Origin of the sequence: Kitasatospora sp. NPDC059571 (genome assembly GCF_042735675.1) — a bacterium.
GTDB lineage: Bacteria > Actinomycetota > Actinomycetes > Streptomycetales > Streptomycetaceae > Kitasatospora.
This window is the reverse complement of sequence record NZ_JBHWBW010000247.1, coordinates 1-10,993: the sequence shown is the minus strand read 5'-3', so window position 1 is coordinate 10,993 and position 10,993 is coordinate 1. Positions and strand designations below refer to the sequence as shown.

The following is a 10,993-nucleotide window of genomic DNA, read 5'->3' as shown; positions in this document are numbered from 1 at the left end:
GGCCGGCGCCCGGGCCCTCCGGGCACCCCGCCGGACCAGGACCGGCGGTCGCCGCCGACCACTTGACTCGCCGGCGGGTGCCCGGCCGGCGGCCGCCTGTCCGGGCAGCCCTGGACTCCCCGGCGATGCGGCCCGCGGACGGACCGTGGTGGCGGAGGTGTCGCATCGTCAACGATGAGGGGGCCATGTCCCGCGGCGCGCGCCGAAGGATCGTCCTGCTGCTGTCCGGTGTGCTCGCAGGTGCCTCGATCGGCGGCTGCTCGGCGGTGTCCGCCCGGAGTTGCGACGGGGTGGACGGGCAGTTGGGGCAGCTCGCATCGGCGGCCGTGCTGCACGCCGCGCCGCCGGGTGCCTCGGTGCCGAAGGAGCCGGCGCAGCCCGGTCCCCTGGGGTACGCGGACGAGGAGTCCGGGTGCACGGACGGGACGTGTCCCGCACCTATGCGTATCCGGGGAAGCGGGACGAGATGCTGTCCTTCTACCGGAGGGCGGCGACGGAGGCGGGCTGGGCGTTCGAGGCGAACCGGACCGGGACGCCCGATGACGTCGCGGGCATCTGCTTCACCAAGGTGCTCGACGGGCGTTGGACCCAGCCGACCGTCGATTTCCGGGTCGGATCCGGGTACGGCCCCGAGGTCGGCGCGTACCGGGTCGAGCCGGGGTCCGCCGTCGACGGGTCGGCGGTCCACTGCTACTGAAGCGGCCCCGCGGGGGCCGCCGTTACGATCGAGGGACGGGGGGATCCGGGCGACCCGCAGGGCGGACATCGTGGCCACACTCGTCTCCGTGAACGTCGGACTCCCCGCGGACGTCAGCTGGCGGGGCCGCACCGTCCGCACCGGGATCTGGAAGCACCCGGTCACCGGCCCGCAGCGGGTGCGCCGCCTCAACATCGACGGCGACGGGCAGGGCGACCTCGGGGGCCACGGCGGCGAGATGCGCGCCGTCATGGTCTACCAGCTCGACTCCTACCGGCACTGGCAGCAGGTGCTGGGCCGCGACGACCTCGGGCACGGCCAGTTCGGCGAGAACTTCACCGTGGAGGGCCTGCCCGACGACGAGGTGTGCATCGGCGACCGCTATCGGATCGGCACCGCGGTCTTCGAGGTGACCCAGCCCCGGGTGACCTGCTACCGGGTCGGGATGCGGATGGACGAGCCGCGGATGCCCGCCCTCCTGGTCACCCACCGCCGGCCCGGCTTCTACCTGCGGGTCCTCGCCGAGGGCGAGGTCGAGGCCGGACAGGAGATCACCAAGATCGCGGACGGGCCGGAGCGGATGACCGTCGCCGAGGTCGACGGGCTGCTCTACCTGCCCGACCGCCCCCGGGACAGGATCGCCACGGCGCTGCGCATCCCCGCCCTCAGTCCGGGCTGGCAGGGCTCCTTCCGGGCCCTGCTGGAGCAGGCCGACGGGGCCGGCCACAACGCCGGACTCGACCCCGACGGCGCGGAGCCCCGGCCGGCCTGGGACGGCTTCCGCCCGCTCACCGTCACCCGGATCGACCGGGAGAGTCGGAGCATCCGCTCCCTCTGGCTGGCCGGCCCCGACGACGCCCCGCTGCCCGCCGCCGCGCCCGGCCAGTACCTCACCGTCCGGCTGGAACCGGACGGCGCCGGCGCGCCGGCCCTGCTGCGCAGCTACTCGCTCTCCGGCCCGCCGGGCGCGGACCGCTACCGGATCAGCGTGAAGCGGGAGCCCGGCGGGGTGGCCGGCAACTGGATCCACGACCACCTGGCGATCGGCGACGTGCTGCCGTCCGCGGCGCCCCGCGGTGTGTTCACCCTCCGCGACGGCACGGGCCCCGTGGTCCTGGCATCCGCGGGCGTCGGTGCGACGCCGGTGCTCGCGATGCTGTACGCCCTGGCGGACACCCGGCCGGAGCGGGAGGTGTGGTGGCTGCACGGGGCGCGCAACGGCGACGAGCACCCGTTCGCGGCCGAGGCCGCACGGCTGCTGGCCCGACTGCCCGCCGGCCGCGTCCGGATCTGCTACAGCCGCCCCGGCCCCGGCGACCGGAAGGGCGCCGACTACACCGACCGCGGACGCCTCACCGGCGACCTGGTGGCCCGGCTCGGTCTGCCCGCCACCGCCGACGCCTACCTGTGCGGGCCGACCGCCTTCATGGCCGAGGTGGCGGAGGCGCTGACCGCGCTGGGCCTGCCCGCCTCGCGGATCCACACCGAGGTCTTCGGCGCGGGCGCCGGCCTCGCCCCCGGGGTCGTGCCCGGCGCCGCCGCCGCGCCGCCGCACCCGCCCGCCGGGCCGCCCGGCACCGGGCCCGCCGTGTCCTTCGTCCGCAGCGGGCTCACCGTCCCGTGGGACCCGGCGTACGGCAGCCTCCTGGAACTGGCGGAGGCCTGCGACGTCCCGGTGCGCTGGTCCTGCCGTACCGGGGTCTGCCGCACCTGCGAGACCCGGCTGCTGGAGGGCGGGGTGTCGTACCGGCCCGAGCCGGTCGAGCAGCCGTCGGCCGGCCATGCGCTGATCTGCTGCTCCCGGCCGGGGCGGGACGTGGTGCTCGACCTCTGACGGCGCCCGGGCCCGGCGGCACCGCGCGGCCGCCCGCGGACCGGCCGCAGGGGCGTTAAGGATGCGTCAAGGTTCCGCGGCCCGTTCCCGCCGGAACGGCTGCCGCCGGGCCGGGCGGGCCGTCCGCAGTGTGGGACCGGACGGCGCGGGCGTACCCCGTACGGCCGGCTCGCGAGCGTCCTGCGGCTCTTGTCGCGGACCGCCCGCAGGCCTCGTGCTGATCGGCCAATTCACTTGCAGGAAATGCCATTTGGCGTATCGGGCCGACCGGCCGGCAGGCGTCCGGGGCAGGTCTGCGCGGGGACTCCGGAGGGGCCCGCCGATCCTCGCACGTGCCGCCCGCGGATCCGTACGGACGGGGAGGAACGGCCCCCCGATGTTGTACACGGTGGCGAAAGAGGCCGATGACCCGTCCGCCTACGCTGGCTCCGCCGCCCACCGGGGCGGCTTGATCGTTTTCGCTTCCGACGGAGTGCACCGTGGCCACTTCACCCCCCCTCCAAACCACCGCCCCTGCGGCGCCGAGCCGTCTGCGGGCGTGGCTGCTGGAGGGCCTGGCGGACATGGCCAAGCAGCACCCCGGCCCGCATGCGCAGGCTCCTGCGCACAAGGGGCAGCGGTGGTGGCGGGTGATGTGCCTGACCGGCCTGGACTACTTCTCGACCCTGGGCTACCAGCCGGGCATCGCGGCGCTGGCGGCCGGCCTGCTCTCGCCGGTGGCGACGATCGTGCTGGTGATCGTCACCTTGTGCGGGGCGCTGCCGGTGTACCGGCGGGTGGCGAAGGAGAGTCCGCACGGCGAGGGCTCGATCGCGATGCTGGAGCGGCTGCTGTCGTTCTGGCAGGGCAAGCTCTTCGTGCTGGCGCTGCTGGGCTTCGCCGCCACCGACTTCATGATCACCATCACCCTGTCGGCCGCCGACGCCACCGCCCACCTGGTGGAGAACCCGCACCTCAGCGGCGCCCTGCACGGCAAGCAGGTGCTGATCACCCTGATCCTGATCGCGCTGCTCGGCGCCGTGTTCCTGAAGGGGTTCAGCGAGGCGATCGGCCTGGCCGTCGGCCTGGTCGGCGTGTACCTCGTGCTCAACGTCGTCGTGGTCGCCGTGGGCCTGTGGCACGTGGTCACCGCGCCGCACGTCGTCACCGACTGGTCGAACGCGCTGACCGCCCAGCACGGCAACATCGTGGCGATGATCGGCGTCTCGCTGGTGGTCTTCCCGAAGCTCGCCCTGGGCCTGTCCGGCTTCGAGACCGGCGTCGCGGTCATGCCGCACATCGAGGGCGACGAGGGCGACACCGAGAACCGCCCCACCGGCCGGATCCGCGGCACCCGCAAGCTGCTCACCACCGCCGCGGTGATCATGAGCGCCTTCCTGATCACCACCAGCTTCATCACCACCCTGCTGATCCCCGCGGACGAGTTCCAGCCCGGCGGTGCGGCGAACGGCCGAGCCCTCGCCTACCTGGCCCACCAGTACCTGGGCGGCGCCTTCGGCAGCGTCTACGACGCCTCCACCATCGCGATCCTCTGGTTCGCCGGCGCCTCGGCGATGGCCGGCCTGCTCAACCTGCTGCCCCGCTACCTGCCGCGCTACGGCATGGCCCCGCACTGGGCGCGGGCCGTCCGCCCGACCGTCCTCGTCCTCACCGGCGTCGCCTTCCTGGTCACCTGGATCTTCGACGCCGGCGTCGACGCCCAGGGCGGCGCGTACGCGACCGGTGTCCTCGTGCTGATCAGCTCCGCCGCCATCGCGGTGACCATCGCCGCCCGCAAGGCCGGGCAGCGCGGCTGGACAGTGGGCTTCGGTGTGATCTCCGCGGTCTTCGCCTACACCACGGTGATCAACATCGCGGAGCGCCCGGACGGTGTGAAGATCGGTGCCTGCTTCATCGCGGCCATCATCCTCATCTCGCTGGCCTCCCGGCTGGCCCGCTCCTTCGAGCTGCGGGTCACCGACGTGGCGCTCGACCCGGTGGCCGAGCGGTTCGTCCGCGACAGCGCGCACCGCTCGATCCGGCTGATCGCGAACGAGCCGAACAACGGCGACCTCGCCGCGTACCGCGACAAGACCCAGCAGATCCGCACCGACCACGGCATCCCGGTCGAGGACGACCTGGTCTTCGTCGAGGTCACCGTGCGCGACCCGTCCGACTTCGAGGCGGAGCTGATGATCCGCGGCGAGGTCCGGCACGACCGCTACCGGGTGCTGACCCTGGAGCACTCCAGCATCCCCAACGCGCTCGCGGCCCTGCTGCTGCACGTCCGGGACGCCACCGGGCAGCAGCCGCACATCTACTTCGAATGGACCGAGGGCAACCCGTTCGCCCAGTTCATGCGGTTCTTCCTGTTCGGCCAGGGCGAGGTCGCGCCGGTCACCCGCGAGGTGCTCCGCGAGGCCGAGTCCGACCCGAGCCGCCGTCCGCGCGTCCACGTCGGCTGACGACACCGGCACTCGCCGCGCCCGACCCGTCAAGGGGACGTCAAGGCCGGGCCCCGGTCCGTATGGAGACCGTCAGGGGCCGCTGCGCCGGGCGTTCCCGCTGGTTGGCTGCATGTGCCGGTCATCCACCGGCGCCGCACGGGTCCCGCGGGACGCCGCCGGCCGCGTCAGAACCCACCGTGGTGGAGCCATGCCAGATCTCGTATTCCTCGGAGTCACGGTCGTCGTGTTCGCCGTCATCGCCCTGATCGCGAAGGGGGTGGAGAGGCTGTGACCGCCGAGAACGTCGTCGGCCTCATTGTCGCCGCCGCGCTGGTCGGCTACCTCGTCCTCGCGCTGATCCACCCGGAGAAGTTCTGACATGACTGCCACTGCTGCGGGCTGGCTGCAGGCCCTCGCCCTGGTGGGCGCGCTGGCCCTCTGCTACCGCCCCCTCGGCGACTACATCGCCGAGCTCCTGACCACCGCCAAGCACCTGAGAGTCGAGCGCGGCCTGTACCGGGTCGTCGGCGTCGACGGCGACGCCGACCAGCGCTGGCCCGTCTACCTGCGCTCGGTGCTGGCCTTCTCGGCCCTGTCGATCCTCTTCCTCTACGGCCTGATCCGGCTCCAGACGCATCTGCTGCTGAGCCTGGGCGTGCCGCAGATGGCGGCCCACCAGGCCTGGAACACCGCGGTCTCGTTCACCACCAACACCAACTGGCAGTCCTACAGCGGCGAGTCCGCGATGGGCCACCTGGTGCAGATGGCAGGCCTGGCGGTGCAGAACTTCGTCTCCGCCGCGGTCGGCATCGCCGTCGTCGCGGCGCTGATCCGGGGCTTCACCCGCAACCGGACGGAGCGGGTCGGCAACTTCTGGGTCGATCTGACCCGGATCGTGCTGCGGCTGCTGCTGCCGCTGTCGATCGTGTTCGCCCTGGTGCTGGTCGCCAACGGCGTCGTGCAGAACTTCCACGGCTTCCACGAGCTGACCACGCTCGGCGGTGGCACCCAGTCGATACCCGGCGGGCCGGTGGCCTCGCAGGAGGTCATCAAGGAGCTCGGTACCAACGGCGGCGGCTTCTTCAACGCGAACTCCGCCCACCCGTTCGAGAACCCGACCGGCCTCACCAACTGGCTGGAGATCTTCCTGCTGCTGGTGATCTCCTTCGCGCTGCCCCGCACCTTCGGCAAGATGGTCGGCGACAACCGCCAGGGCTACGCGATCGTCGCGGTGATGGGCCTGTTCTGGGTGGCCTCGGCCGTCCTGATCACCTTCTTCGAGCACCAGCACGCGGGCACCGCGCTGCAGGCGGCCGGCGGCGCGATGGAGGGCAAGGAGCAGCGCTTCGGCATCGCCGGGTCCGCTCTCTTCGCCGCGTCGACGACGCTGACCTCGACCGGAGCGGTGAACTCGTTCCATGATTCGTTCACCTCGTTCGGCGGCGGACTGACGATCTTCAACATGATGCTGGGGGAGATCGCGCCCGGCGGTACCGGCTCGGGTCTGTACGGGATGCTGATCCTGGCGATCGTCGCGGTCTTCGTGGCGGGCCTGATGGTCGGCCGGACCCCGGAGTACCTGGGCAAGAAGCTCGGCGGCCGGGAGATGAAGTTCGCCTCCCTGTACATCCTGACCACCCCGGCGATCGTGCTGATCGGCGCCGGTACCGCGATGGCGCTGCCGGGTGAGCGGGCGGGGATGCTGAACTCCGGTCCGCACGGCTTCTCCGAGGTGCTGTACGCGTTCACCTCCGCCGCCAACAACAACGGCTCGGCGTTCGCCGGGATCACCGTCAACAGCGCCTGGTACGACACCGCCTTCGGCCTGGCGATGGCGCTGGGCCGGTTCCTGCCGATGGTGTTCGTGCTGGCGCTGGCGGGCTCGCTCGCGCAGCAGCAGCCGGTCCCGGCGAGCGCGGGCACGCTGCCCACCCACAAGCCGCTGTTCGTCGGCCTGCTCTCGGGTGTGGTGCTCATCGTCGTCGGCCTCACCTACTTCCCGGCCCTGGCCCTCGGGCCGATCGCAGAAGGTCTCCACTGATGTCCACCACGCTCACCCCCGCCCCCGCGCCCGTCCCGGTCGAGCAGGGCCAGGCTCCGCACAGAGTCTCGGCCGGCCTGCTCGATCCGAAGCTGATCGCCAAGTCCCTCCCGGACGCGGTGAGGAAGCTCGATCCGCGGGTGATGGTCAAGAACCCGGTCATGTTCGTGGTCGAGGTCGGCTCGGTCGTCACCACGATCTCCGCCGTCGCCGACCCGTCGGTCTTCGCCTGGTCGATCACCGTCTGGCTCTGGCTGACCACGGTCTTCGCCAACCTGGCCGAGGCCGTCGCCGAGGGCCGCGGCAAGGCCCAGGCCGACACCCTGCGCAAGACCAAGACCGAGAGCGTCGCCCGCCGCCTGACCGACTGGCCCGCCTCGCAGGCCGAGGAGGAGGTCTCCGGCACCGCGCTGCGCCTGGGCGACCACGTCGTGGTCGAGGCCGGGCAGACCATTCCCGGTGACGGCGACGTCGTCGAGGGCGTCGCCTCGGTGGACGAGTCGGCGATCACCGGCGAGTCCGCGCCGGTGATCCGCGAGTCCGGCGGCGACCGCTCCGCGGTGACCGGTGGCACCCGGGTCCTCTCCGACCGGATCGTCGTGAGGATCACCTCGGAGCCGGGCAAGACCTTCATCGACCGGATGATCGCCCTGGTCGAGGGCGCCGCCCGGCAGAAGACCCCGAACGAGATCGCCCTCAACATCCTGCTGGCGTCGCTGACCATCGTGTTCCTGATCGCGGTGGTCACGCTGCAGCCGATGGCGACCTACGCCGGCGCCCCGCAGTCGATGATCGTCCTGGTCGCGCTGATCGTCGCGCTGATACCGACCACCATCGGCGCGCTGCTGTCCGCGATCGGCATCGCCGGCATGGACCGGCTCGTGCAGCGCAACGTGCTGGCGATGTCGGGCCGCGCGGTCGAGGCCGCCGGCGACGTCAACACCCTGCTGCTCGACAAGACCGGCACCATCACCCTCGGCAACCGCCAGGCCGCCGAGTTCCTCCCCGCCACCGGCGTGGAGATCGACGACCTCGCGGACGCCGCGCAGCTGTCCTCCCTCGCGGACGAGACCCCCGAGGGCCGCTCGATCGTGGTCCTCGCCAAGAGCGGGTACGGCCTGCGGGCCCGCGCCCAGGGCGAGTTGGCACACGCCACCTGGGTCCCGTTCACCGCCCAGACCCGCATGTCGGGCGTGGACGTCGACGGCAGGCAGGTCCGCAAGGGCGCGGCCGGCTCGGTCGCCACCTGGGTCCGTGAGCAGGGCGGCACGGTCGGCGCCGAGGTGGAGCAGCTGGTCGACGGCATCTCCGCGGCCGGCGGCACCCCGCTGGTCGTCGCCGAGAGGACCGGCGGGAGGGCCCCGCGGGTCCTCGGGGTGATCCACCTCAAGGACGTGGTCAAGGAGGGCATGCGGGAGCGGTTCGACGAGCTGCGGCGGATGGGCATCAAGACCGTCATGATCACGGGTGACAACCCGCTGACCGCGAGGGCGATCGCGGAGGAGGCCGGCGTCGACGACTTCCTCGCCGAGGCCACCCCCGAGGACAAGATGGCCCTCATCAAGAAGGAGCAGGAGGGCGGCAAGCTCGTCGCGATGACCGGCGACGGCACCAATGACGCCCCGGCCCTCGCCCAGGCCGACGTCGGCGTGGCGATGAACACCGGCACCATGGCGGCCAAGGAGGCCGGCAACATGGTGGACCTGGACTCCAACCCCACCAAGCTGATCGAGATCGTCGAGATCGGCAAGCAGCTGCTGATCACCCGCGGTGCGCTGACGACCTTCTCGATCGCCAACGACGTCGCCAAGTACTTCGCGATCATCCCCGCGATGTTCGCCGGCGTCTACCCGGGCCTGCGCCACCTCAACATCATGGGCCTGCACAGCCCGCAGTCCGCGATCACCTCGGCGATCGTCTTCAACGCCCTGGTCATCATCGGCCTCATCCCGCTCGCCCTGCGCGGCGTCAAGTACCGGCCGACCCACGCCGGCGCCCTGCTGAGCCGCAACCTCGGCATCTACGGCATCGGCGGGCTGATCGTCCCGTTCATCGGCATCAAGGCGATCGACCTGATCGTCCAGTTCATCCCCGGCCTGAGCTGAGAGAGGCCAGAACCCCATGCCCACCCTTGTGCGCACCCACCTCACCGCCCTGCGGATGCTGCTGGTGATGACCGTGATCCTCGGCATCGCCTATCCGCTGCTGGTCACCGGCATCAGCCAGGCCGCGTTCCCCGCCAGGGCCAACGGCTCGATCGTGACGGCCGGCGGCAAGGAGGTCGGCTCCAGCCTGCTCGGCCAGAACTTCGACCTCCCCAAGAAGAACCCGAACGACCCGAACGAGGAGGCCGAGCCGGACCCGGCGTTCTTCCAGCCGCGGTTCTCGGCCGGTTCGTACGACCCGAAGGCCTCCGGCGCCTCCAACCTCGGCCCGAACGACGAGAAACTGACCGAGGCCGTCCAGGACCGCCGCGCCGCGATCGCCGCCTTCGACGGCGTCGATCCGGCGAGCGTCCCGCCGGACGCGGTCACCGCCTCTGGCTCCGGCCTCGACCCGCAGATCTCCGTCGCCTACGCCGACGAGCAGGTCAACCGGGTGGCCAGGGCCCGCGGCCTGTCGCAGCAGGACGTGCACCGGTTGGTCGAGAAGTACACCGAGGGCCGTTCGCTCGGCTTCCTTGGGCAGCCCGGGGTCAACGTGCTGCTGCTGAACCGGGCGCTCGCCGCGCAGCAGTGATCGGAGGGCCGGGACGCGGCCGTCCGCAGTGGCCCACTGCCACGGCGGGCGGCCGCACCGGCGTACGCTGCTCCACGGCGCGCTGCGCCGCACCGCCGTACGCCGGGCCGGCCCCCTTCGCGGGTCGTCCGCCGTCCGTCGGACGCCCCAGGGCCGACCGGGTGAGGGGCGTGGTTCACCGTCCGTTCATCCGGGTGGCGGATGGTCCGGAGGCGGTTGGACGGCGGGGCCCGGCACGTCTACATTCCTGTAGTCACGTGCGGTGCCTGCCGTGCCCGCACGTCGATCTCCGGGACGATGGCCCGACATCACTGGGAAGGTGCACGTGAGCGCGATCACTGTCGGACAGGCCGTTGTCCTGGGAATCGTGGAGGGGGTGACCGAGTTCCTGCCCGTCTCCTCCACCGGGCACCTGAAGATCACCGAGGGCCTGATGGGCATCCCGGTGGACGACACCTCGGTGGTCGGGTTCACCGCGGTCATCCAGGTCGGCGCCATCGCCGCCGTCCTGCTCTACTTCCTCAAGGACATCGTGCGGATCGTCTCCGCCTGGGGCCGCGGCCTGGTGAACAAGGAGGAGCGCTACCACCACGACTACAAGTTCGCCTGGTGGGTGATCTACGCGACCATCCCGATCGTGGTGGTCGGCCTGGCCGCGAAGCCGCTGATCGAGAGCACGCTGGCCTCGCTCTGGGTGGTGGCCGGCTCGCTGATCCTCGGCAGCGCGGTGATGTGGGCGGCGGACCAGATGGGCCGCCACAAGCGCGGTGAGGACGACACCAGCTTCAAGGACGCGATGATCGTCGGCTCGGCGCAGATCCTCGCCCTGCTCTTCCCCGGCTTCTCGCGCTCCGGCGCCACCATGTCCGCGGGCCTGATGCTCGACCTCGACCGGGTCGCCGCCACCCGGCTGTCGTTCTTCCTCGGCATCCCGGCGCTCACCGGCGCCGGCCTGTACGAGCTGAAGGACGCCCTCGGCGCCGGCGTCGGCACCACCCCGCTGCTGGTCGGCACCGCGGTGTCCTTCGTGGTCGCCTACGCCTCGATCGCCTGGCTGCTGAAGTACGTCGCCAAGCACTCCTTCAACGCCTTCGTGGTCTACCGGATCGTGATCGGCGTGCTGCTGTTCGGCCTGCTCGGCACCGGTGTGCTGAACGCCTGACGGACCGTCCGGACGCCCGACGGGCCCGCGCGGGGGGGGGGGTGGGCGCCCGCCGCCCCACGGTGTCGGTCACACCCCCGGGGGGTGTCTGGCT

8 protein-coding genes are annotated in these 10,993 nt (G+C 71.9%); all 8 read left to right on the top strand.

Annotation, left to right across the window (positions count from 1 at the left end; all coding sequences use genetic code 11):
* The first annotated feature begins 412 nt into the window (after positions 1–412).
* On the top strand, positions 413–697 hold the full coding sequence (locus ACFV0G_RS24410; protein WP_380551713.1) for a hypothetical protein: 285 nt from the start codon (positions 413–415) through the stop codon (positions 695–697).
* A gap of 88 nt (positions 698–785) precedes the next feature.
* Complete coding sequence (locus tag ACFV0G_RS24405; protein WP_380551710.1) at positions 786–2,531, top strand: MOSC domain-containing protein; 1,746 nt, start codon at positions 786–788, stop codon at positions 2,529–2,531.
* A 563-nt stretch (positions 2,532–3,094) separates the two neighbouring features.
* Positions 3,095–4,975 (top strand): amino acid transporter, encoded by a 1,881-nt coding sequence (locus ACFV0G_RS24400; protein ID WP_380551716.1) that lies wholly within the window; start codon positions 3,095–3,097, stop codon positions 4,973–4,975.
* Positions 4,976–5,245: 270 nt separating this feature from the next.
* On the top strand, positions 5,246–5,335 hold the full coding sequence (kdpF, locus tag ACFV0G_RS24395) for a K(+)-transporting ATPase subunit F (RefSeq protein ID WP_099900601.1): 90 nt from the start codon (positions 5,246–5,248) through the stop codon (positions 5,333–5,335).
* Position 5,336: 1 nt separating this feature from the next.
* Positions 5,337–6,998: a potassium-transporting ATPase subunit KdpA gene (kdpA, locus tag ACFV0G_RS24390; protein WP_380551706.1), complete on the top strand. Its 1,662-nt coding sequence runs from the start codon at positions 5,337–5,339 to the stop codon at positions 6,996–6,998.
* Positions 6,998–9,103 carry a potassium-transporting ATPase subunit KdpB gene (kdpB, locus tag ACFV0G_RS24385; protein ID WP_380551703.1) on the top strand — a complete coding sequence of 702 codons (2,106 nt, stop codon included), beginning with the start codon at positions 6,998–7,000 and terminating at the stop codon, positions 9,101–9,103. The genes kdpA and kdpB overlap by 1 nt, the downstream gene beginning before the upstream one ends.
* Before the next feature lie 16 nt (positions 9,104–9,119).
* Positions 9,120–9,737 (top strand): potassium-transporting ATPase subunit KdpC, encoded by a 618-nt coding sequence (gene kdpC, locus ACFV0G_RS24380; RefSeq protein ID WP_380551700.1) that lies wholly within the window; start codon positions 9,120–9,122, stop codon positions 9,735–9,737.
* Between the two features lie 325 nt (positions 9,738–10,062).
* Positions 10,063–10,899, top strand: coding sequence for an undecaprenyl-diphosphate phosphatase (locus tag ACFV0G_RS24375; RefSeq protein ID WP_380551697.1), 837 nt, complete (start codon positions 10,063–10,065; stop codon positions 10,897–10,899).
* Positions 10,900–10,993 lie beyond the last annotated feature (94 nt).